This is a genomic window from Pseudarthrobacter sp. RHLT1-30-1, from assembly GCF_059383415.1.
Window position 1 is genome coordinate 16,600 of sequence record NZ_JBWZCG010000033.1, and the last position, 21,524, is coordinate 38,123.

At 68.9% G+C, this 21,524-nt stretch carries 20 protein-coding genes; 17 read left to right on the top strand and 3 right to left on the bottom strand.

Going from position 1 to position 21,524, the window contains the following annotated elements:
* The 4 genes from AC50YM_RS18195 to arsA all read left to right on the top strand — a co-directional run bounded on the left by AC50YM_RS18195 (window position 1) and on the right by arsA (window position 7,471).
* Window positions 1-735 carry a hypothetical protein gene (locus tag AC50YM_RS18195; RefSeq protein ID WP_494958354.1) on the top strand — a complete coding sequence of 245 codons (735 nt, stop codon included), beginning with the start codon at window positions 1-3 and terminating at the stop codon, window positions 733-735.
* Entirely contained in the window at window positions 732-5,177 is a 4,446-nt protein-coding gene (locus AC50YM_RS18200) for a type VII secretion EssC family protein (protein ID WP_494958355.1), read from the top strand. The genes AC50YM_RS18195 and AC50YM_RS18200 overlap by 4 nt, the downstream gene beginning before the upstream one ends.
* Window positions 5,178-5,309: 132 nt before the next feature.
* Window positions 5,310-5,702 (top strand): arsenite efflux transporter metallochaperone ArsD, encoded by a 393-nt coding sequence (gene arsD, locus AC50YM_RS18205; RefSeq protein WP_494958356.1) that lies wholly within the window; start codon window positions 5,310-5,312, stop codon window positions 5,700-5,702.
* Window positions 5,703-5,710: 8 nt separating this feature from the next.
* Window positions 5,711-7,471, top strand: coding sequence for an arsenical pump-driving ATPase (gene arsA, locus AC50YM_RS18210; RefSeq protein ID WP_494958357.1), 1,761 nt, complete (start codon window positions 5,711-5,713; stop codon window positions 7,469-7,471).
* Window positions 7,472-7,541: 70 nt separating this feature from the next.
* On the opposite strand, the gene AC50YM_RS18215 is transcribed toward arsA, so the two are convergent.
* The 3 genes from AC50YM_RS18215 to AC50YM_RS18225 all read right to left on the bottom strand — a co-directional run bounded on the left by AC50YM_RS18215 (window position 7,542) and on the right by AC50YM_RS18225 (window position 9,030).
* The gene (locus AC50YM_RS18215; protein ID WP_494958358.1) at window positions 7,542-7,775 is read right to left on the bottom strand and encodes a hypothetical protein; all 234 of its coding nucleotides are present in this window, start codon (window positions 7,773-7,775) and stop codon (window positions 7,542-7,544) included.
* A gap of 78 nt (window positions 7,776-7,853) precedes the next feature.
* Window positions 7,854-8,204, bottom strand: coding sequence for an ArsR/SmtB family transcription factor (locus tag AC50YM_RS18220; protein ID WP_494958359.1), 351 nt, complete (start codon window positions 8,202-8,204; stop codon window positions 7,854-7,856).
* An 85-nt stretch (window positions 8,205-8,289) separates the two neighbouring features.
* Complete coding sequence (locus tag AC50YM_RS18225) at window positions 8,290-9,030, bottom strand: aquaporin (protein ID WP_494958360.1); 741 nt, start codon at window positions 9,028-9,030, stop codon at window positions 8,290-8,292.
* A gap of 45 nt (window positions 9,031-9,075) precedes the next feature.
* Between AC50YM_RS18225 and AC50YM_RS18230 the strand changes: the two genes are divergently transcribed.
* The 13 genes from AC50YM_RS18230 (at window position 9,076) to AC50YM_RS18290 (ending at window position 21,446) form a co-directional block, all read left to right on the top strand.
* Window positions 9,076-9,750 carry an arsenate reductase/protein-tyrosine-phosphatase family protein gene (locus AC50YM_RS18230; protein WP_494958361.1) on the top strand — a complete coding sequence of 225 codons (675 nt, stop codon included), beginning with the start codon at window positions 9,076-9,078 and terminating at the stop codon, window positions 9,748-9,750.
* A 149-nt stretch (window positions 9,751-9,899) separates the two neighbouring features.
* Window positions 9,900-10,322: an arsenate reductase ArsC gene (locus tag AC50YM_RS18235; protein ID WP_494958362.1), complete on the top strand. Its 423-nt coding sequence runs from the start codon at window positions 9,900-9,902 to the stop codon at window positions 10,320-10,322.
* A 10-nt stretch (window positions 10,323-10,332) separates the two neighbouring features.
* Window positions 10,333-11,307, top strand: a complete 975-nt coding sequence (gene trxB / locus AC50YM_RS18240) for a thioredoxin-disulfide reductase (RefSeq protein ID WP_494958363.1) — start codon at window positions 10,333-10,335, stop codon at window positions 11,305-11,307.
* Between the two features lie 197 nt (window positions 11,308-11,504).
* Entirely contained in the window at window positions 11,505-12,890 is a 1,386-nt protein-coding gene (locus tag AC50YM_RS18245; RefSeq protein ID WP_494958364.1) for an FAD-dependent oxidoreductase, read from the top strand.
* Between the two features lie 46 nt (window positions 12,891-12,936).
* Window positions 12,937-13,614: an arsenate reductase ArsC gene (locus AC50YM_RS18250; RefSeq protein ID WP_494958365.1), complete on the top strand. Its 678-nt coding sequence runs from the start codon at window positions 12,937-12,939 to the stop codon at window positions 13,612-13,614.
* Window positions 13,611-14,033, top strand: a complete 423-nt coding sequence (locus AC50YM_RS18255) for an arsenate-mycothiol transferase ArsC (protein WP_494958366.1) — start codon at window positions 13,611-13,613, stop codon at window positions 14,031-14,033. Before AC50YM_RS18250 ends, AC50YM_RS18255 begins: the two co-directional genes overlap by 4 nt.
* A gap of 2 nt (window positions 14,034-14,035) precedes the next feature.
* Window positions 14,036-15,271 (top strand): MFS transporter, encoded by a 1,236-nt coding sequence (locus tag AC50YM_RS18260; protein WP_494958367.1) that lies wholly within the window; start codon window positions 14,036-14,038, stop codon window positions 15,269-15,271.
* Between the two features lie 174 nt (window positions 15,272-15,445).
* Window positions 15,446-15,709, top strand: a complete 264-nt coding sequence (locus AC50YM_RS18265) for a hypothetical protein (RefSeq protein ID WP_494958368.1) — start codon at window positions 15,446-15,448, stop codon at window positions 15,707-15,709.
* 229 nt (window positions 15,710-15,938) lie between these two features.
* Window positions 15,939-16,892 carry a zinc-binding dehydrogenase gene (locus AC50YM_RS18270; RefSeq protein WP_494958369.1) on the top strand — a complete coding sequence of 318 codons (954 nt, stop codon included), beginning with the start codon at window positions 15,939-15,941 and terminating at the stop codon, window positions 16,890-16,892.
* 187 nt (window positions 16,893-17,079) lie between these two features.
* Window positions 17,080-19,395 carry an NAD-dependent DNA ligase LigA gene (gene ligA / locus AC50YM_RS18275; protein ID WP_494958370.1) on the top strand — a complete coding sequence of 772 codons (2,316 nt, stop codon included), beginning with the start codon at window positions 17,080-17,082 and terminating at the stop codon, window positions 19,393-19,395.
* Window positions 19,392-20,228, top strand: coding sequence for an inositol monophosphatase family protein (locus AC50YM_RS18280; RefSeq protein ID WP_494958371.1), 837 nt, complete (start codon window positions 19,392-19,394; stop codon window positions 20,226-20,228). Before ligA ends, AC50YM_RS18280 begins: the two co-directional genes overlap by 4 nt.
* A gap of 87 nt (window positions 20,229-20,315) precedes the next feature.
* Window positions 20,316-20,819 (top strand): GNAT family N-acetyltransferase, encoded by a 504-nt coding sequence (locus AC50YM_RS18285; protein WP_494958372.1) that lies wholly within the window; start codon window positions 20,316-20,318, stop codon window positions 20,817-20,819.
* A gap of 105 nt (window positions 20,820-20,924) precedes the next feature.
* Window positions 20,925-21,446 carry a hypothetical protein gene (locus AC50YM_RS18290; RefSeq protein WP_494958373.1) on the top strand — a complete coding sequence of 174 codons (522 nt, stop codon included), beginning with the start codon at window positions 20,925-20,927 and terminating at the stop codon, window positions 21,444-21,446.
* Window positions 21,447-21,524: the final 78 nt, after the last annotated feature.

Sequence of the window (21,524 nt, forward strand, 5' to 3'; positions counted from 1 at the left end):
ATGGGGGATCTGGCAATAGATTTCTGCGGCGAGTGGCATGAGCCCTCCGACGAGGACATCTTTAGCATCGGCCGCGAAGGCGACCTCGAGGTGGACGACAACCCGTACCTGCACCGGCAGTTCCTGCAGATCGCCCGCTACGACGGCATCTGGTGGTTGAGCAACGTCGGCAGCATGCTCTCCGCGACCATCGCCGACGCCTCCGGCGGGATGCAGGCATGGCTCTCGCCGGGCGCCCGGCTTCCGCTCGTCTTCAGCCTCACCAACGTCATCTTCACGGCCGGTCCCACCACGTACGAGTTCGCCGTGCACCTGCGGACCCCCGCGTTCCGGCAGGAATCCCGCGATGAGGACAGCAGCGGGGACACCACGATCGGCCCGGTGATCTTCACCGACTCGCAGAAGGCCCTGATCGTGGCCCTCGCCGAACCCATGCTGCGCCGCGATGGAACCGGCTTCAGCGCCATCCCTTCCTCGGCCGACGCCGCCAGAACCCTGGGCTGGGCCCTGACCCGGTTCAACAGAAAGCTGGACAACGTGTGCGACAAACTGGATAAGGTCGGCGTCGCCGGCCTTCGCGGCGGCGGCGGCAAACTCGCCACCAACCGCCGCGCGAGGCTGGTGGAACACGCGGTCACCTCCCACCTGGTGACCGCCGCCGACCTGCACCTGCTCGGGGAGCACAAAACCGCGCAGCCCAGTGCCGGCGACTTGAACGGAGCCGACGAAGCGTGAGAATCCGACTGACGCTCCGCCGTGACCCGGCCGACGCCAAAGACCTCGCCGTCACGGTGGATGGACTCGCCACCGTGGCGGATATCGCCACGCAGCTCTGGGTGGCCGATCCGGCGCGGCGGGGGACCGCGGCGCCGTCGAACCTGTCCCTCAGCATCGAGGAAGCCTTCGCCGCCGGCGGCATGAAGGGCAGTATCCTGGACCGCAAGGACAACCTGCTGGAATCCGGTCTGCGGCCGGGCTCCATCGTCTCGCTGACCCAGCTGAGCGAGCAGTTCGCGACCCCCGGAGCGAGCCGGGGGCCGGCGGCGGCAACGCTGCGCGTGCTGTCCGGGCCCGACGTCGGACGGGAATTCTCGCTGCCCTCCGGTACCAGCTATATCGGCCGGGACCGCGACGTCGACATCCGGCTCACCGACCCGCTCACCTCCAAGCGGCACGCCCGGATCACGGTGGGCGAAACGGTCGAGATCGTCGACACCAACTCGGCCAACGGCCTGTTGATGGACGGCCTGCCGGTCACCCGCGCCACGCTGAACTCCTCGGACACCGTGGCGCTGGGCGACACGACCGTCTCCGTCGTGTCCCTCGGCACCGGACACGGCTCCGCGCCGACCTCCCCGCTGATCGACTTCAACCGCTCACCCCGGGTGGTGCCGCGCTTCGAGCAGCAGAAACGGATGCTCCCGGCCGGTCCCAAACGCCAGGAACACCACGCCTTCCCCTACATCATGCTGCTCGCGCCGCTGATGATGGGCGGCATCCTGTTCGCCGTCACCCAGAACGTCCTCTCCGTCATCTTCATGATGATGATGCCGCTGTTCATCATCGGCCACTACGTCGACCAGAAGCTGCAGGCCAAGCGGGAACGCAAGGAACAGCTCAAGCAGTTCCGCGAATCGATGGCCGTCTTCCGCGCCGACATCACCCGGCTGCAGAACGTCGAACGCTCGGTCCGGCTGCAGGAAGCACCCTCCGTCAGCGACACCGTCGACTCGATCTACAAGCTCGGCCCGCTGCTCTGGACCCACCGGCCCGAGCACACCGGCTTCCTGGGCCTGCGCTTCGGCCTGGGCACCTCGCCCTCGCGGATCCAGCTCGAGGAGCCCAACAGCAACGACACCGAAGCCGAATTCATGCTCGAAATCCAGGAGTGCCAGGCCCAGTTCCGCGACATCGAGGGCGTGCCGATCGTCTCGCAACTGCGCTCAGCCGGCTCCTTCGGACTCGCCGGCTCCCGCGGCCTCGTCGACGACGTGGCCCGCGGCATGGTCCTGCAGCTTGTCGGGCTGCACTCGCCCGCGGAAGTTGTCCTGACCGCCATCACCTCGGCGCAGTCGAAGGAACGCTGGGAATGGCTGCAGTGGCTCCCGCATGTCGGCTCCGGCCACAGCCCGCTCAGCGGCGACCACCTTGCCGCCGGCCCGGCCGGCGGCTCGGCCCTGCTCTCCCGGCTCGAGGACCTGATTGACCAGCGCGAAGCCGGCGCGCAGACCCCGCGTCCGGCCCTGCGGCCCGGCGTCGACCCGCTCAGCTCTGAGCTGCCCGGACCGCTGCTGCCCACCGTGCTGCTCGTCGTCGAGGACGACGCACCGGTGGACCGCGGCCGGCTCACCCGGGTCCTGGAACGGGGCCCGGACTCCGGGGTCCACGTCATGTGGGTCGCCACCTCGGTCCAGCAGCTGCCGGCCGCGTGCCGGGACTTCATGGCCGTCGACGGCGACCACGGAACCACCACCGGGCAGGTCCGGCTCGGCCGGCACACGTTCCCGGTGAGCTGCGAAAGCCTCGACGCCGGACTCGCCGCGCAGCTCGCCCGGATGCTCTCACCGGTCATCGACGTCGGCAAGCCGCTGGAGGACGACTCCGACCTGCCGCGCGCGGTCTCCTACGCCACCCTGATCGGGAAGGACTTCCTGGACAGCCCGGCGGCCGTGGCCGAACGCTGGACCGAGAACAACTCGGTCCGCGCCTCCGCCGTGCCCAACCGCAAGGACAACGGCACGCTGCGGGCCCTGGTCGGCTCCAAGGGCATCGAACCGCTCTACCTGGACCTGAAGAACGAGGGCCCGCACGCCCTTGTCGGCGGCACTACCGGAGCCGGCAAGTCCGAATTCCTGCAGTCCTGGGTGATGGGCATGGCCGCCGCCTACAGCCCCGACCGGGTGAGCTTCCTGTTTGTGGACTACAAGGGCGGCGCCGCGTTCGCGGACTGCCTGCACCTGCCGCACACCGTGGGCCTGGTCACCGACCTCTCCCAGCACCTGGTCCGCCGGGCGCTGACCTCGCTGCGGGCCGAGCTGCACTACCGGGAACGGCTGCTCAACCGGAAGAAGGCCAAGGACCTGCTGGAGCTCCAGCGCGAAGCTGACCCGGAAGCGCCGCCCTACCTGATCATCATCGTGGACGAGTTCGCCGCCCTCGCCACCGAGGTTCCGGAGTTCGTCGACGGCGTAGTGGACGTCGCCGCCCGCGGACGTTCCCTCGGCCTGCACCTGATCCTGGCCACGCAGCGACCGGCCGGCGTGATCAAGGAAAGCCTGCGCGCCAACACCAACCTGCGGGTGGCGCTGCGGATGGCCGACGAGGACGACGCCATCGATATCCTCGGCGTGCCGACGGCGGCCTATTTTGACCCCTCGATCCCCGGCCGCGGCGCGGCCAAGACCGGCCCCGGCAGGATCCAGGGCTTCCAGACCGGCTACGCCGGCGGCTGGACCACGGAAAAGCCGCAGCGCCCGCAGATCGAGATCGTCGAGATGGCCTTCGGCTCCGGCCCCGCCTGGGCCGCGCCGGCCCCGGAGGTCCCGGTCCAGGAGGACGCAGCCGGTCCCAACGACATCTCCCGGATGACGGCCAACATCATCCGGGCCGCCGACGTGCTTTCGCTCGAACCGCCGCGCAAACCCTGGCTCGATGAGCTCGCGACGAGCTACGACTTTTCCCTGCTGCCGAACCCCCGCACCGACGAGCGGCTGCTCCTGGGCGTCGCGGACAACCCGGCCCACCAGGACCAGCCCACAGTGTTCTACGAGCCGGACCGGGACGGCAACATGGCCATCTACGGTACCGGCGGCTCCGGCAAGTCCGCGGCCCTGCGTGGCATCGCGATCGCCGCGGCGGTCACCCCCCGCGGCGGGCCGGTCCACGTGTACGGCATCGACTGCGGCTCCTCGGGGCTCAAAATGCTCGACGAACTCCCGCACGTCGGCGAGATCATCAACGGCGACGACGTCGAACGCGTCGGCCGGCTGCTGCGCTGGCTCCGGGAACTCGCCGACGACCGGTCCGCCCGCTACTCCGAAGTCCGCGCGTCGACCATCGTGGAATACCGGAAACTGGCGAACCTGCCCGAGGAAAAGCGGATCTTTGTGCTGGTGGACGGCATGTCAGCCTTCCGCGAGGCGTACGAATACAGCAAGCTCTCGGCGCTCTGGGACATCTTCCTGCAGCTCGCCACGGACGGCCGTCCGCTGGGCATCCACCTCGTGGTCAGCGGGGACCGGCCCAACTCGGTGCCCGCGTCGCTGCTCGCCTCGATCCAGCGCAGGCTCGTGCTGCGGCTCTCCTCCGAGGACGACTATCTGTCCATGGATGTGCCCAAGGACGTCCTGGGGGCGGCCTCGCCTCCGGGCCGCGGCCTGCTGGGCAACCTCGAGGTCCAGCTCGCGGTCCTCGGCGGCAACTCCAACCTCGCCGTGCAGGCCCGCGAAGTGCACAAGCTCAGCGAGGCCATGCTGCGCCAGGGCGTCGAACCGGCCCCGCAGATCGAACGGCTGCCGGATCAGATCGACCTCGACATCCTGCCCGCCGGCAGCCCGGACCTCCCGGTGATCGGCGTCGACGATGAGACCCTCCAGCCGGCCGAAATCCTGGCCAAGGGCCCGCTGCTGCTCGCCGGTCCGCCGGGCTCCGGCCGCACCGTGGCCCTGGTGACCCTGGCCTACGCGCTGCGCCGGTCCAACCCCGGCGTCGAACTGGTGTACATCGGTTCCCGGCGCTCCACCGCGGCGGCCCTGAAGCTCTGGGACCGCTCCGTGGTCGGCGCCGACAACGTCGAGGAAACCATCGATGAGCTGGTGGACTACTCCACCGGCACGCCGGGCAAGCTCGCCATCTTCATCGAGGGCCTGACCGAATTCACCGACACCGGTGCGGAAGCCGGAATCGAGCGTCTGGTTACCGCATCGATCAAGGCCGAACAGTGGGTGGTGGGCGAATCCGAGACGTCCACCTGGTCCTCGGCCTGGTCGCTCGCGCAGCCGTTCAAATCCGGCCGCCGCGGCCTGCTGCTCAACCCCGGCGACATCGACGGCGACAGCCTGCTCAGCACCTCGCTGGGCCGGATCGGCACCGACTTCATCCCGGGCCGCGGCTACATCGTGGGCCGCGGCAAGGTCCGCAAGATCCAGGTCGCGCTGCCTCCCGAGAAGCGGAACTAAGGGCCCGAAACGCAGCGGAAGCGGAACTAAACGAAAGCGGGTCGCCAACGTCACTCCCGGCGCCACTTCAGTCCATCGATAATTATCGATACACTGAAGGGACCGCTGTCCACGAATGCCAAGGAGAACCACATGCCTGCCATCCGCATCTACGAATCCGCTCTCTGCTGTGACACCGGTGTCTGTGGCCCCGATGTGGACCAGTCCCTGGTGGACGTGACCGCGGACGTGCGTCATCTCCAGGGCCTCGGTGCCAACATTGCCCGCCACAACCTCGCCAGCGAACCGACCGCCTTCGCCGAGGATAAGACGGTGCGCGGGTTCATGCACCTGGTCGGCTCAAAGGGCCTTCCGCTGACCATCGTCGACGGCGTCACGGTCGCCACCGGCACCTACCCGAGCCGGGGACAGCTGCTGGGGTACGCCGGACTCGATGACGCCCGCGTGGAGCCGCACTCCCGCCCGGAACTTGGCCTGAGCGAAAAGTCCGGCGGCTGCTGTGGCGGCTCAACGAGCTGCTGCTAGGTCACGGGGTGAAATTTCTTCACAACGCACCCAGGTTCCTCTTCTTCACCGGCAAGGGCGGTGTGGGCAAGACCTCCGTGGCGTGCGCGACGGCGCTCAGCCTGGCGAAGGCCGGTAAACGCGTCCTGCTGGTGAGCACCGATCCCGCCTCCAACGTCGGGCAGGTCTTCGGCCTGACCATCGGCAACACCATCACCCCCATCGAGGATGTTCCGGGGCTCTTTGCGCTGGAGATAGACCCCGAGCAGGCAGCCGAGGCCTACCGGGAGCGGATCATCGGACCGGTCCGCGGACTCCTGCCCGAGGCTGAACTGGCCGGCATCGCCGAGAGCCTCTCAGGATCCTGCACCACGGAGATCGCCTCCTTCGACGAGTTCACCAACCTGCTCACCGACGACAGCTCCTACCGGGAGTATGACCACGTGGTCTTCGATACCGCCCCGACGGGCCATACCATCCGCCTGCTGCAGCTGCCTGGCTCGTGGACCGATTTCCTGGCGGCCGGCAAGGGCGATCCGTCCTGCCTGGGCCCGATGTCGGGACTCGAGAAGCACAAACAGGTGTACGCCCAGGCCGTCCAGGCCCTCACCGACCCGGAAAGGACCCGGCTTGTCCTGGTCAGCCGGGCGCAGACCTCGTCACTGAGCGAGATCGAGCGGACCTATTTTGAACTCAACCAGATCGGCATCGGCGGCGGTTTCGTCGTCGTCAACGGCGTCCTGCCGGAAGCCGCGGGTGAGGAGGAGCTGGCGCAGGCCCTGCGCGCCAGGGAGGCCGCGGCCATCGCTGCCATTCCCGACGCCGTCGCGGGCCTGCCCCGCGATGTCCTGGAGCTGAAGCCGGGCAACATGGTCGGCATTCCGGCCCTTGAGTCCCTGTTCTCGGCCACGTCCGGCGCCGGTATCACCGACGACGCGCTGGTCCCCGAGGTTGCCGACGCCCCGCTGGCTGCCCTGGTGAACGAAGTGGAGCTCGACGGTCACGGCCTCGTCATGTGCATGGGCAAGGGCGGGGTCGGGAAGACCACCGTCGCCGCCGCCATCGCGGTCGCCCTCGCCAAGCGCGGGCATGCGGTCCACCTCACCACCACTGATCCGGCCGCGCACCTCACCGAAACACTGAATACGGCCATCCCCGGCCTGACTGTTTCCCGCATTGACCCGGAAGCCGCCATTGAGGAATACCGGCGCCATGTCATGGAGACCAAGGGCCGGAATCTGGACGATGCGGGACGTGCGGCCCTCGCCGAGGACCTGCTGTCCCCGTGCACGGACGAGGTGGCTGTGTTCCGGCAGTTTTCCCGGGTGGTCCAGGAATCCCGCCGGCACTTCGTCGTGATGGACACGGCACCGACCGGCCACACGCTGCTGCTCCTGGACGCCACCGGTTCCTACCACCGGGAGATCTCCCGCCAGGTCGGCGACACCATGGGGATCGTGACGCCCCTGATGCGGCTTCAGGATCCGGCGCAGACCAAGGTTGTCCTCGTTACGCTTGCCGAAACGACACCGGTGCTCGAGGCCGACGGTTTGCAGGATGACCTGGAAAGGGCAGGGATTTACCCCTGGGCCTGGGTCATCAACAACTCGATCGCCGCCGCGCACCCGCGGACACCGTTCCTGCGGGCCCGCGCCGCGGGCGAAATCGAACAGATCACCAAGGTGCACACGCTGACGGACCGGGTCGCTTTGATTCCGTTGCTGCCCGAAGAGCCCACCGGTGAAGAGAAACTGTCGGCCCTGACCGCCCTCAGCTCCCTGCCGGCCTGACGTGGACCGAGCTGCCTGACATGGACCGGCCCCCCGGCGCTTTTGCGGCGGGGGCTCCGGCGCGGCCGGTTTAGCTGTCCGGGCGCTCAGCCAGCAAAGCTTCGATGTCCCGGGCGGTGGCGTCCAGCTTGGCGATCGTGTCCCGTTGGATCGCCCGCAGGTATTCGGCATCGGACTCGCCGTCCTGCACCCAGTTCTCGTCACCCGGAGCGTCCATCGCCTGCCGTGTGTTGGCGGTTGCGGCCAGGACGTTTTCCAGCATGGCACGCAGCCGGTCCTCGGTGGCGGGAGTTTCGGTGGGCATGGTGTCCTCCGTGGTTGCGGTCCTGTGATGCCGGGGACGAACTGTGGCTTACAGGTCTGTGGCTTACAAAACTGTGGCTTACAGGGAGGCCAGGAGGCCGGCCGTCTGCTCGATGGCGCCGGGGACGAGGGAGTAGTACGCCCACGTGCCGCGCTTTTCCCGGTGCAGCAGGCCGGCGTCGACCAGGATCTTGAGGTGATGCGACACGGTCGGCTGCCCCAGCTCCAGCGGCTCGGTGAGGTCGCAGACGCAGGCCTCCCCGGCGTCGGCGCCCTTGACGATGGAGATCAGCCGCAGCCGGTTGGGATCGGCCAGCGCCTTAAAGACGAGGGCCTTCTGCTTCGCCTCCTCAGCGCCCAGGACGGGCACTCCCGCGGGGGCGCAGCAGGATTCATCCGTGACCGGCTCAAGGGTGGGCAGCAAGTTCATGTACCTATTATGCCCCCACATTGACATTCATCAATGTGTACGTGGCGTGGCGTGGCACTGGCCCGCAGCCCCGGGGGACCGGTGGTTAGCGGCCGGCCGGTTCGGACCTGTGCGGGAGGACGACGTCGTCCGCGGTGCGGGCCGCTGCGGGGAACAGGACGAGGAGGAGGCCAAGGCCTACCGCAGCGCCGACCAGTTGCGCCATTACGAAGCCGGGAACCGATGCCGGTGCGATGCCGGCGAAGGTGTCGCTGAACATCCGGCCGACCGTCACGGCCGGGTTCGCGAACGACGTCGAGGACGTGAACCAGTACGCGGCGCCGATGTAGGCGCCCACCGCCGGCGCGGCGAGGGCGCCGCGGGAGGTGGCGGCCAGGGCGAAAATCAGCAGGACGAGCCCGGCGGTCGCGACAACCTCACCGAGCAGATGGCCCGGGGTGGCACGATCCTTGGCGGAGATGGAGGTGCCCACCTCAAACATGGCGTTCGCGAGCACGCTGCCGCCGACCGCGCCGACGGTCTGGGCAACAACATAGGTGCCAAGCTCCGGCAGGGTCAGGCCGGTGCCGCCGCGTCGGCCCAGGATCCAGTCGGCGAGGGAAACCGCAGGGTTGAAATGCGCGCCGCTCACCGGCCCGAGCACCAGGATCAGAACCGTCAGGCCCAGCACCGTGGCGGTGCTGTTCTGCAGGAGCTGCAGGCCCGTGTCACCGGGGGAGAGCTGCTGCGCGGCGATCCCGGAGCCGACGACGATGGTCACGAGCAAACTGGTGCCGAGTAGTTCTGCGACGGCACGGCGCCAGAGCGGCGGCTGGTTGGAAGTCATGGAAACAGCTTGACTGAAAGGATTGACTCAGTCAAAATTGAACCAATGACTATTGAGACAATGGACGGCTTTCAGGCGCGGGTGGCCAGGCACGCGGCGCTCGCCGATCCTGGGCGCCTGCGCATCGTTGACCTGCTCACCCTGGGTGATTTCTCCCCGACGGAGCTGCAGGCAGAGCTGGGGATGCCGTCCAATCTGCTGTCCCACCACTTGCGCGTCCTGGAAGAGGCCGGGCTGGCAACCCGCCACCGCTCCGAGGCCGACAGGCGCCGGAGCTACCTCCGGCTTGCTGCCGGCGCCCTGGGCGGGTTGGTGCCAGGGGCTGGCCGCGGGGCCCGCCGCGTCCTGTTTGTCTGCACGCGAAACAGTGCACGCTCGCAGCTGGCCGCCGCACTCTGGCAGCAGGTCAGCGACATCCCGTCGGGGTCGGCGGGAACGCATCCCGCTGACCGGATTGCCCGGGGGACCATCGACGTCGCCCGCCGTCACGGCCTGGACCTGGCCGACCTTCCTCCCCGCCAGCTGGACCCCGTGGCGGTGGCGGGGGATCTGATGGTGACGGTGTGCGACAACGCCCATGAGGAGCTCGCCGGACTGGGCGGAGTGCACTGGTCGGTGCCGGATCCGCTGCGGCTGGGCACCGAGGAGGCCTTCGAGCACGCCTTCGCCGACATTGCCCACCGCATCAACGACCTCGCACCGCGCATTCTCGCCGCCTGAACCCGCCGGCCCCCCAATATTGACAACCATCAATCCATTGTCCGATACTCTCTGTATCGACCATCTTCAATGTTTCATTGAGCGGTGCGGAGCGGGCACGACGACCCCAGCCAGACCACCCAACACCTAACCGATTCCAGGAGAACCCCTTGAGCACCGAAACCGCCAAGAAGCCTTCCGTTCTGTTCGTCTGCGTCCACAACGCCGGCCGCTCCCAGATGGCCGCCGCCTTCCTCACCTCCCTGTCCGGGGGCGCCATCGAAGTCCGCTCCGCCGGCTCCCAGCCCGCCGACAAAGTCAACCCGGCCGCCGTCGAGGCCATGGCCGAAGTCGGCATCGACATGTCCGCCGAGATTCCCAAGGTCCTGACCACCGAGGCCGTGAAGGAATCCGACGTCGTGATCACCATGGGCTGCGGTGACACCTGCCCGATCTTCCCGGGCAAGCGCTACGAGGACTGGGAACTCGAGGACCCGGCCGGCCAGGGAGTCGAGTCCGTCCGCCCGATCCGCGACGACATCAAGGCACGCATCGAGGACCTGATCGCCTCCCTCATCCCCGCCGCCAAGTAGGAGCACGACCATGACTGAACAGCTGATCATCATCGGGTCCGGCCCCGCCGGCTACACCGCCGCAATCTACGCCGCCCGGGCCGGCCTGAAGCCGCTCGTTCTCGCCGGAGCCGTCACCGCCGGAGGTGCCCTGATGAACACCACCGAGGTGGAAAACTTCCCCGGCTTCCCCGCCGGCGTCCAGGGCCCCGAGCTGATGGACGGGCTCCAGCAGCAGGCCGAGAAATTCGGCGCCCGGGTGGTGTTCGACGACGTCACGGAAGTGACGCTGACCAGCCACCTCAAGCGCATCGTCACGGCCGCCGGGGAGACGCACGAAGCACCGGCGGTCATCCTCGCCACCGGCTCCGCCTACAAGGAACTCGGCCTGCCCGAGGAGAAGAAGTTCAGCGGCCACGGCCTCTCCTGGTGTGCGACCTGCGACGGCTTCTTCTTCCGCGACCAGGACATCATCGTCGTCGGCGGCGGCGATTCGGCCATGGAGGAAGCAACCTTCCTGACCCGCTTCGGGAAAACCGTCACCGTTGTGGTCCGCAAGGGCGAGCTCCGCGCCTCCCGGATCATGGCCCAGCGCGCCAAGGACAACCCCAAGATCAGCTTCGCGTGGAACTCGGCCGTGACAGCCATCCACGGTGATGCCAAGGTCACCGGCGTCACGCTGACCGACACCCGTACCGGCGAAACCCGGGAACACGGCGCCACCGGCATCTTCGTCGCGATCGGCCACGTGCCGCGCACCGAACTGCTGCACGGCCAGGTTGACCTCGACGCCGAGGGCTACATCAAGGTCGACTCGCCCACCACGGTCACCAGCCTCTCCGGTGTCTTCGCCTGCGGCGACGCCGTGGACCACCGCTACCGCCAGGCCATCACCGCCGCAGGCACCGGCTGCGCCGCCGCCCTGGACGCCGAACGCTACCTCGCCGCACTCGACGACGCCGACAGCATCGCCACGGCCCTTGTCGAGGAACCCACCCACGCCTGACCCATGCTGACGGGAGGAGGTGAGCTGATGGATACCGACTGCTGCACCGATTCGACCTGCACCGACGCCAGCCAGGACTGCTGCGACAACGACCTTGACTGCTGCTGAGCAACTCCTGCGCCGCCTGCCGGTCCCGCAAAGGACCGGCAGGCCCCTGCCAATGAACCACCACCCTGCCGGATGAAACAGAGGAACCCATGGCTGTAAACACAATCCTTCCCGTAGTTGTCATCGGCGCCGGGCCCGTCGGCCTCGCCGCGGCAGCGCACCTGCTCGAACGCGGCATCGAACCCCTGATTCTCGAGGCCGGCCCGACGGCGGGCGCCGCCATCGAACAGTGGCGCCACATCCGGCTCTTTTCCCCGTGGCAGTACAACACCGACGCCGCCGCGGTCCGCCTGCTCGCCGCCACCGGCTGGGAATCACCGGAGCCGACGGCGCTGCCCACCGGCGGCGAACTCATCGACGGCTACCTCACCCCGCTCGCCGCCCTCCCCGCGATCGCATCCCGCCTGCACACCGGCGCCCGCGTCGTCGCCGTGACCCGGCTGGGCATGGACAAGACCCACAGCCGCGACCGCGACAGCACACCCTTTGTGGTCCGGGTCGAACACGCCGACGGCGAAGTCAGCGACTACCAGGCCGCCGGTGTCATCGACGCATCCGGCACCTGGTCCACCCGCAACCCGCTCGGAACCTCCGGCCTGCCCGCCCTCGGCGAAGCCGCCGCCGCCGGCAGGATCTCCTCGCCACTGCCGGACGTCCTGGGCCGGGACCGCGACCGCTTCGAGGGCCGCACGGCGCTCGTCGTCGGCGCCGGCCACTCCGCCGCCAACACCCTGATCAACCTCGCCGAACTCGCAACCCAGGCACCCGGAACCAGGATCCTCTGGGCGATCCGCGGCGCATCCGCCGCCAAGGTCTACGGCGGCGGCGACGCCGATGGCCTCGCCGCGCGCGGCCAGCTCGGCAGCCGGCTCCGTCGCCTCGTCGAATCCGGCGCCGTGGAGCTGCACACCGGGTTCGGAATCGCCGCCCTCGCTGCGGCCGGCGGCGCCGTCACCCTGACCTCCACCGACGGCCGCACCCTCGAAGCGGACGTGATCGTTCCGGCCACCGGCTTCCGCCCCGACCTGGACATCCTCCGGGAACTCCGGCTGGAACTGGCCCCCGGCGTCGAGGCCCCGCGGGAGCTCGGCCCGCTGATCGACCCCGAATTCCACTCCTGCGGCACCGTCGAACCGCACGGCGCCAGGATGCTGGCCCACCCGGAGCAGGACTTCTACATCGTCGGCATGAAGTCCTACGGCCGTGCCCCCACGTTCCTGCTCGCCACCGGCTACGAACAGGTCCGCTCCGTCGCCGCCGCCCTGGCCGGTGACCAGGAAGCGGCCGACGCGGTCCAGCTCGAACTCCCCGAAACCGGCGTCTGCTCCTCGGACATCGGCACCAGCTGCGACGTCCCCGCCGCCGTACCGGCAGGAATTGTCGCCGAAACCTCCGGCGGCTGCTGCGGAGCGCCCGAACCGGTCCTCGTCGGGTTCCCCACCGGGCTGGCCCACGGCCGCTCCGGCGGGAACTGATCTGCTACCTCCTGCTTTCGTCCACCGACCACACTGGAGTGCTGACATGACCGACCACCCTGAATACAGTCTGGGCCTGCAGGACAACACCGAACTCCTGCACCGGATCAGCGCCCGCCTGGCCGAACGCTTCGCCGGCGTGTTCGCCGCGGAGACGGTCGAACGCTACGTCTTCGAGTCCTACACCGCCCTGGCCCGGACCGCGAAGATCAAAACCTACCTGCCATCCACCACCGAACACTTCGCCAACGACCGGCTCAACGCCCTGGCCAAATCCAAGGGCGCCGTCGCCTCCGAAGTCCCCGAAGTGCTGTTCGTCTGCGTGCAGAACGCGGGACGGTCCCAGATGGCCGCAGCCCTGCTCACCGTCGAGGCCAAGGGCCGGATCCGCGTCCGCTCCGCCGGTTCCCTGCCGGCCGCCGAACTGGACCCCGCCGTCGTCGAGGCGATGTCCGAAATGGGCCTGGACCTGACCAAGGACTACCCCAAGCCGCTCACCGACGACGTAGTGCGCGCCGCCGACGTCGTGATCACGATGGGCTGCGGCGACTTCTGCCCGATCTACCCCGGCAAACGCTACGAGGACTGGGAGCTTGCGGACCCGGCCGGGCTGCCCGTTGCGGCCGTGCGGATCATCCGCGATGAGCTCCACGACCGGGTCAGGGCGCTGGCAGCATCACTGCTCACCACCCCCGGCTCAAACAAGGAAGAATCAAACGCATGACCGAGACCACGAAAACCCCCAGCGTCCTGTTCATCTGCAGCAAGAACGGCGGGAAGTCCCAGCTCGCCGCCGGACTGATGAACCAGCTCGCACACGGAACCGTCACGGTGCACTCCGCCGGGACCAAGCCTGGTACATCGCTGAACCCCCAGTCCGTGGACTCGCTGGCGGAACTTGGCATCGACATCACCGGCGAACACCCCAAACCCGTCACCGACGACGTACTGAACGCGGCCGACGTCGTCATCGTCCTGGGCAACGAGGCAAAAGTGGAAGCACCGAAAGGCAAACGGCTCGAAGTCTGGGACACGGACGAGCCCTCCGAGCGCGGCATTGAAGGGATGGAACGCATGCGCCTGGTCCGGGATGACATCAAGGCCCGGGTCCAGAAGCTGTATGCGGAGCTCACCGGGAACTGACCGTGCCCGCAGCCGCCCCCACCCGGATCCTCGCCGCGGAGGGTGCACCGCGTGGCGGCCTCGCCGCGCTGTGCATCACCCAGACCACCGGGTGGGGCGCGCTCTACTATGCCTTGATCGCGGCGGTCCACCCCATCAGCGCGGACACCGGCTGGGATCCCGCCCTCGTGACGGGGGCCTTCTCCGCAGGCCTGCTGGTCTCCGCAGCGGCCGGGATCGCCGTCGGCAGGATCCTCGACCGGGCCGGGCCGCGCACGCTGATGATCAGCGGATCCCTCGTCGGAGTCCTGGCCCTGGTCCTGGTGGCGCTGGCACCGAACCTGCCCGTGTTCTTTGCGGCCTGGCTGCTGGCTGGCACCGCGCAGGCCGCCGTGCTGTACCAGCCCGCCTTCACGGTCATCAGCCGCTGGTACGGACCCGACCGCGTCCGTCCCCTGACCGTCCTCACCCTCGTCGCCGGGTTCGCGTCCACCATCTTCGCCCCCGTCACCGCCGCCCTGACCTCCGCGTTCGGCTGGAGAGGGGCCTTCCTGATCCTCGCCGGGATCATGGGACTCATTACCGTGCCGCTGCACGCCCGCTACCTCAACCGGAGCTGGGCCCCCGCCGCCGCCGGCAGCCCGGCGGCAGCCCGCCACGCGACGGCGCGGAACGTCCGGCGAAGCCCGGAATTCCTCGGCCTGCAGGCGCTCATGGTCCTCCTGTGTCTTGGCCTGTACACCGTGACGCTGAACTTCATTCCCTTGCTCGTGGAGAAGGGGGCCGACTACGCCACCGCTGCGCTCGGGCTCGGTCTCGTCGGCGCCGGACAGGTCGGCGGCCGGCTGCTGTTCGGCGCCATCCCGCCCCGCTACCGGCTACCGGTCATCACCGGAACGGCAGCCGCGGCCGTCCTCTTACTGGCGGCCCTGCCCGGCCCGGTCCCGGTGCTGACGGCGGCGGGAATGCTCGCCGGAGCGGTCCGCGGGTGCCAGACACTGCTGCAGGCCACGATCGTAGGTGACCGCTGGGGAACCCGGAACCTGGGCACCCTGCAGGGAGTCTTCGCGGCCCCGCTGACGGCGGTCACCGCCATCGCCCCGGCCGCCGGCCCCCTGCTGGCAGCCTGGCTTGGCACCTACACGGCGATGGCGTACGCGATGGCGGCATCGGCCGCTGCCGCTGCCATCTTCGCCGCTGCCATGAGCTTGCGGCAGAACCGTCCGCCCGTGGCCAAGGGCGGGACCCCGGCGCCCTGAACTGATGCCGGCGAGCTGACACACCGACACGGCCGGATGGGCAGGTGTGCCCATCGACAGTCCTCCGGCGGGCAGGATAGGTTCGAGGCAATGGACTTCCGGGAACAGCCGGGGGCCGTTTGGGGGACGCCGGCATGGCTCGGGTCCGTTTCACTTACTGAAGGAGATTTTCGCATGGCTATTTGGGGTGCAGACATTGCTCAGCTCAAGACTCTTGGGACGAAGCTGCAGGCAGGTTCGTCGGAGATCGACAAGCAGAAGTCGCTGCTGACCAAGGTGCTCGAGGGCACCGACTGGAAGGGCCCGGACGCCGAGAAGTTCCGCAGCGAGTGGAACGGCCAGCACGTTTCCGCGCTGGCGAAGGTTTCCCAGGCGCTGCAGGAGGCCGGCAAGCAGGCCAGCCGCAACGCCACCGAGCAGGAAAACGCTTCCCGCTAGGCCAAGTCCAGCGAAGCCCGGGCACACCCGGGGGCCATGGCCGTTGCAACACCCGGAACTCGGGAGCTGCAACGGCCATAGCCCGTTAAGCGGCCGTTCTCCGGGAGTTTCCTCCGTGCTCCGGACACGCCTGCAGTGAGGCGTAGAGTGCCAGTATCGTGTCCGGCACGGGTCCCGCAGCCCTGCCGGCGCGAGCAGCCCACCCCAACTTCATCCAAGGAGTCGACACATGAAGGCATGGCAGTTCACCGGCACGAACAAAGCGCTGGAGCTCAATGAGGTCGCAGAGCCGCACGCGGGTCCGGGACAGGTCGTCGTCGAGGTCAAAGCCGCAGGAGTGTGTCACTCGGACGTGACCGCACTGGACGACGCCGGCTGGATGCCGCTCTTCCCCCACCTCCCGCGCACCATGGGGCACGAGAACGCCGGCGTCATCACCGAAGTCGGCGAAGGCATGGAGCAGTGGAAAGTTGGCGACCGGGTGGGACTGGCCCCGGTGATGGGCGACGGCGACGCAATCGGCTACGGCAAGTGGGACGGCGGCTTCGGCCCGAGGCTGCTGGCGACCCCGGACAACCTCGTCAGGCTTCCGGACGGAGTCTCCTTCGAGCTGGGCGCGATGGCGACTGATGCCGGCCTGACCTCCTACCACGCCATCATGACCGTCGGCGGCGCCAAGGCGGGCATGAAAGTCGGGGTGATCGGGCTGGGCGGGCTCGGCTACATCGGCGCCCGGGTGGCCGTGCTGGCCGGGGCCGAGGTCTACGGCGCCGAGGTGAATCCCGAGACGCAGAAACTCGCCGACGAGATCGGCCTCGCGGGCGTCGCCGACTCCATCGAAGCGTTCAAGGACAAGGACCTCGACCTCATCGTTGACTACGCCGGATTTGGCACCACCACCTCCGCCGCCATCGAGACGCTCGCCGAGTTCGGCACCCTCGTGCAGGTCGGCATGGGCCGGCTCGAGTCCACGATCAACACCTACCCCCTGATCATCAAGCAGCTCACCATCAAGGGCTCCAAATCCGGCACCCGGGAAGACCTTGAGGGGATCTATGAGCTGATGAAATCCGGCCAGCTGAACCCGCCGATGAACCTCATCACGCAGGCGGACATCCCTGGCGCGATCGACAAGCTGCGCGCCGGCGGCGTGGTCGGCCGCTTCATTGCCATGTACGAGTAAAAGGTCCGCCATTTCCGAGCAGAAAGTCACGGTCCGGTGGCCGCCGCAGCAGCCGATGAATTCGGTGCCGCGGCGGCCGCTGCCCGTTTGTGGGCCACGGAGCCCCAGCCCCCGCCCGGGAAACCGGCCCGGACGCCGTCGGGAATCCTGACCGGACATTGTCGGTGATCTAGGGCAGGATAGGTCTGTGAGCACAGCGAACACTGCAGCAGACGCCGAAGCACAGACCCCTTCCGGGGCCGTGCGCGAAGAGTACGAGGTCCTCGTCGAGGAGGTCCGCAAGCACCGCTTTGCGTACTACCAGGAGGACGCCCCGATCATTTCCGACGCCGAGTTCGATGAACTCTACCGGCGGCTGGAAACAATCGAGGCCATGCATCCGGAGCTGGTGGCCAACGATTCCCCGACCCAGGAGGTCGGCGGCGAAGTGTCCGCCGCGTTCGCCGCCGTCGAACATCTGCAGCGGATGTACAGCCTGGAGGACGTTTTTTCCCTTGAGGAACTGGAGGCCTGGATCGCCAAGGCCGAAGCCAACATCGCCAAACTCGGCAACGGGACGCCGGCCTGGCTCACCGAACTCAAGATCGACGGGCTTGCGGTCAACCTGCTCTACCGCGACGGTGTGCTGATCCGGGCCGCCACCCGCGGCGACGGCACCACGGGGGAGGACATCACCCACAACGTCCTCACCATCAAGGAGATCCCGCAGCAGCTCAGCGGGGCCGGCTTCCCGGCGGAGATGGAAGTCCGCGGCGAGGTGTTCATCCCGTCCAAGGCCTTCGCCGAATTCAATGAGGCCCTGATCGAGGCCGGCAAGGCGCCGCTGGCCAACCCCCGCAACGCCGCCGCCGGCTCGCTGCGCCAGAAGGACCCGGCGGAAACCGCCAAGCGCCCGCTGCGGATGTACGTGCACGGCATCGGCGCCCGCGAAGGACTCGACACGGTCAGCCAGTCGGATACCTACCGGCAGCTCGCCGAGTGGGGGCTGCCCACCAGCCCGTACTTCGAGGTCCTCCCCGGGCTCAAGGACGTGCTGGAATTCATCACCCGCTACGGCGACAAACGCCACAGCCTCAGCCACGAAATCGACGGCATCGTCGTCAAGGTCGACGACTTCGCCACCCAGCGCGCGCTCGGCTACACCTCCAGGGTTCCGCGCTGGGCCGTCGCGTACAAATACCCGCCCGAGGAAGTCCACACCAAACTGCTGGACATCGCGGTCAACGTCGGCCGCACCGGCAGGGTCACCCCGTACGGCGTGATGGAACCGGTCAAGGTCGCGGGCTCCACCGTTGAGATGGCCACCCTGCACAACCAGGAGGTCGTCAAGGCCAAGGGCGTCAAAATCGGCGACATCGTAGTGCTGCGCAAGGCCGGGGACGTCATTCCCGAAATCGTCGGGCCGGTCCTGGCCCTCCGCGAGCAGCAGGACCCGCCGGTCCGCGACTTCGTGATGCCCACCGAATGCCCTGCCTGTGGCACCCCGCTGGCGCCGGCCAAGGAGGGGGACGTGGATATCCGCTGCCCCAACTCCCGGTCCTGCCCGGCGCAGCTGCGCGAACGGGTGTTCCACCTCGCCGGCCGCGGCGCCTTCGACATCGAGGCCCTCGGCTGGGAAGCCGCGATCGCGCTGACCCAGCCGGCCGAGCCGGACACCGCGCCGCTGACCACGGAGGCGAACCTGTTCCGGCTCACGCCCGACGACCTCGCCGACGTGCGGATCCGGCGGGAAAAGCGGTCCAAGGGCGTGGCCACCGGCGAGTACGAACTGGTGCCGTACTTCTACAGCAAGGGCACCGCCAAGACACCGTCCAGGCCCACCGCCACCACGGAGAAGCTGTTCCGCGAGCTCGAAAAGGCCAAAACCCAGCCGCTCTGGCGGGTCCTGGTGGCGCTGTCGATCCGGCACGTCGGCCCGCGGGCCTCCCGGGCCCTCGCGACGGCGTTCGGCAGCATGGACGCGATCCGGCAGGCGTCCGAGGAGGAGCTCGCGCACGTCGACGGCGTCGGGCCGGTGATCGCGGTCGCCCTGACCGAGTGGTTCACCGAGGACTGGCACCGTGAGATCGTGGACAGCTGGGCGGCGGACGGCGTGCGGATGAAGGACGACCGCGACGAGTCCATGCCCCGGACCCTGGAAGGACTGACCATCGTGGTGACCGGCAGCCTGGAGGGCTTCAGCCGGGACGAGGCGAAGGAGGCGGTCCTGGTCCGCGGCGGCAAGGCGTCGGGCTCGGTCTCGAAGAAGACCGACTATGTTGTGGCCGGCGAGAACGCCGGCACCAAGCTGGACAAGGCCGAACAGCTCGGCGTGCCGGTCCTGGATGAGGACGGCTTCCGCGCCTTGCTGGCCAACGGCCCCGCCGACGGCGTGTTGGCCCCGGCCGCGGCGGCCGCGGCGGCCGGCGCTGAGGGCGCTTCCGCGGAGGCCGGGAAGGTCGACGCCGGTGACGGCGCCCGTGACGATGCCGAGGAAGACCACCAGGAAGTGGTGACCGGATGACGGCGGGCACCCCTGACCGGACCGCCGGACTCCCGGCCGAGCTGCTGGACCTTGCGCAGCGGGCCGCAGCAGCCGGGGCCGCGGTCCTGGCCGGCCGGAACGCGGCCGAACTGGACGTCAGCAACAAGGGCGACTCCGGGGACTGGGTCACCGCCTTCGACCTCGCAGCGGAAACCGCCGTGCGGGACGTGATCACCGCGGCGAGGCCGTTCGACACCATCACCGGCGAGGAAGGCGGCACCGTCCTGCCGGCCAGGCCCAGCGGCTACCGCTGGTCCATCGATCCGCTCGACGGGACCACCAACTTCATCCGCAACATCGTCTACTACGGCACGTCGGTGGCCGTGGCGGACCCCGACGGCGTCTGGCTGGCCGGCGTCGTGCACGCCCCGGCCCTGGGCCGGAGGTACTACGCGCTCCGCGGCCAGGGGGCCTGGCTCGAGGAAGCGGGCCGGGTGACGCCGCTGTCCGGCCCGGCCCCCGGGCGCACCGGGCAGATCCTGGCCACCGGCTTCAGCTACGACCCGGCCGTCCGGGCCGAACAGGCCGCCGGGCTGGCCGGCATCATGAACGGCTTCGCCGACGTCCGCCGGCTCGGCTCCGCGGCCCTGGACCTCTGCCTCGTGGCGGACGGCACCCACGACGCCTACGGTGAACGCGGCCTGAACGAGCACGACTTCGCTGCCGGCGCCCTGATCGCCGAAGAGGCCGGCTGCTGGGTGCGCCGCCCGCGGCTCACCAGCCCGCTGGCCGGCGGCCCCTCCGACGACGAACGCCTCTCGGCCTGGACCTGCGCCGGGACGCTGGAACTCTCGGGCAAGTTCCCGCTCTGACGCCGGCCACGGCGCCGGTCTGATAGTTCAGTCACGGAAGACGCTGTTCCGCGGCCCATCCGGGGCGACCGCCCGTAGCATGGACAGGTGCATCCCCAGATCATCATTCGCCCTGCCACTCCGGCCGACTTCGACGCCATCGCGCGCATCACCCGGGACGCCTACCTGGCCGCGGGCTACTTTGCGAGCGCCGACCACCCGTACATGCGGCAAATCCAGGACGTGGCCCGGCGCGCCGCATCGGCCACGATCTGGGTGGCCGAACGCGCGGGCAGCGTCGTCGGCTCCGTGACCCTGGCCGTTGCCGGCGAACCCTATGCCGACATCGCCCGGAGCGACGAGCTGGAATTCCGGATGCTCGTGGTGGACCCGGCCGTCCAGCGCAGCGGCGCCGGCAAAGCCATGGTCCACGCCATCATCGACCATGCCCGGTCGCTGCCCGGGATCCACGCAGTGGCCTTAACCACGGGCCTGACCTGGGAAAGCGCCCACGGGCTGTATCTCAAGACCGGCTTCCAGCGGGCCCCCGAGCGTGACTGGATCGTGCCGGGCACCGACATCCAACTGCTGGTTTACCGCCAGGAGCTCTAGGCCCGGGCGGCCGCGGCACCCCCCGGGGCCGCTGGGGCCCCGGCACACCCTGGGGTAGGCTGGCGGACAACCGAAACGCTCCGGCAACGGCACCCTGGAGGAAGCATGGCACCGCACATCCCCGGTTCAATCGACGGGAAGCTCCTCGGCCTGTATCTCTCGGATCACCTGACCGGCGCCACCGCCGGCGTCTCCCGACTCCAGCGCATGACCGAGGCCTTCGCCGACACCCCGGTGTCCGCGGACATTTCCCGGGTCAGCGCCGAAGTGACCCGGGAACGGGACCAGCTCCGTGATCTGCTCCGCGACCTGGGCATCCGGCAGCGCCCGCACCGCCAGGCCGCCGCCTGGCTGGCAGAGCATGCCGGCCGGCTCAAGCTGAACGGCCGGATCGTGAGCCGTTCCCCGATGACCATGGTGCTGGAGGCCGAGCTGATGCGCGCCGCCATCCTGGGAAAACTCGGCGGCTGGCAGACCCTGGAAGAACTGGCGCCCGAGCTCGGACTCGACAAGGCCACCTTCACGGCGCTCGCGGACGATGCCAGGTCCCAGATCGAGGCCCTCAGCCGCGTCCACGAGCACGCCCGCCGCAACGCCTTCCGCAAGAGCGGCGACATCAGCAGCTAGCATCCAATACAGCAACGGGGGGGGGGGTGGGGAGTAGGATTTCGGGGGGGGGTGGGGGAGGGGGGGGGAAGAGAGTGG

Bases quoted from the DNA above. Each gene is read 5' to 3' on its own strand.
- AC50YM_RS18255 (WP_494958366.1), top strand. From the start codon at position 13,611: ATGACCGAGACCACGAAAACCCCCAGCGTCCTGTTCATCTGCAGCAAG.
- AC50YM_RS18270 (WP_494958369.1), top strand. From the start codon at position 15,939: ATGAAGGCATGGCAGTTCACCGGCACGAACAAAGCGCTGGAGCTCAAT.
- AC50YM_RS18245 (WP_494958364.1), top strand. From the start codon at position 11,505: ATGGCTGTAAACACAATCCTTCCCGTAGTTGTCATCGGCGCCGGGCCC.
- AC50YM_RS18230 (WP_494958361.1), top strand. From the start codon at position 9,076: ATGACTATTGAGACAATGGACGGCTTTCAGGCGCGGGTGGCCAGGCAC.
- AC50YM_RS18215 (WP_494958358.1), bottom strand. From the start codon at position 7,775: ATGCCCACCGAAACTCCCGCCACCGAGGACCGGCTGCGTGCCATGCTG.
- AC50YM_RS18195 (WP_494958354.1), top strand. From the start codon at position 1: ATGGGGGATCTGGCAATAGATTTCTGCGGCGAGTGGCATGAGCCCTCC.
- AC50YM_RS18280 (WP_494958371.1), top strand. From the start codon at position 19,392: ATGACGGCGGGCACCCCTGACCGGACCGCCGGACTCCCGGCCGAGCTG.
- trxB (WP_494958363.1), top strand. From the start codon at position 10,333: ATGACTGAACAGCTGATCATCATCGGGTCCGGCCCCGCCGGCTACACC.
- AC50YM_RS18220 (WP_494958359.1), bottom strand. From the start codon at position 8,204: ATGAACTTGCTGCCCACCCTTGAGCCGGTCACGGATGAATCCTGCTGC.
- AC50YM_RS18290 (WP_494958373.1), top strand. From the start codon at position 20,925: ATGGCACCGCACATCCCCGGTTCAATCGACGGGAAGCTCCTCGGCCTG.
- AC50YM_RS18250 (WP_494958365.1), top strand. From the start codon at position 12,937: ATGACCGACCACCCTGAATACAGTCTGGGCCTGCAGGACAACACCGAA.
- AC50YM_RS18265 (WP_494958368.1), top strand. From the start codon at position 15,446: ATGGCTATTTGGGGTGCAGACATTGCTCAGCTCAAGACTCTTGGGACG.
- AC50YM_RS18225 (WP_494958360.1), bottom strand. From the start codon at position 9,030: ATGACTTCCAACCAGCCGCCGCTCTGGCGCCGTGCCGTCGCAGAACTA.
- arsD (WP_494958356.1), top strand. From the start codon at position 5,310: ATGCCTGCCATCCGCATCTACGAATCCGCTCTCTGCTGTGACACCGGT.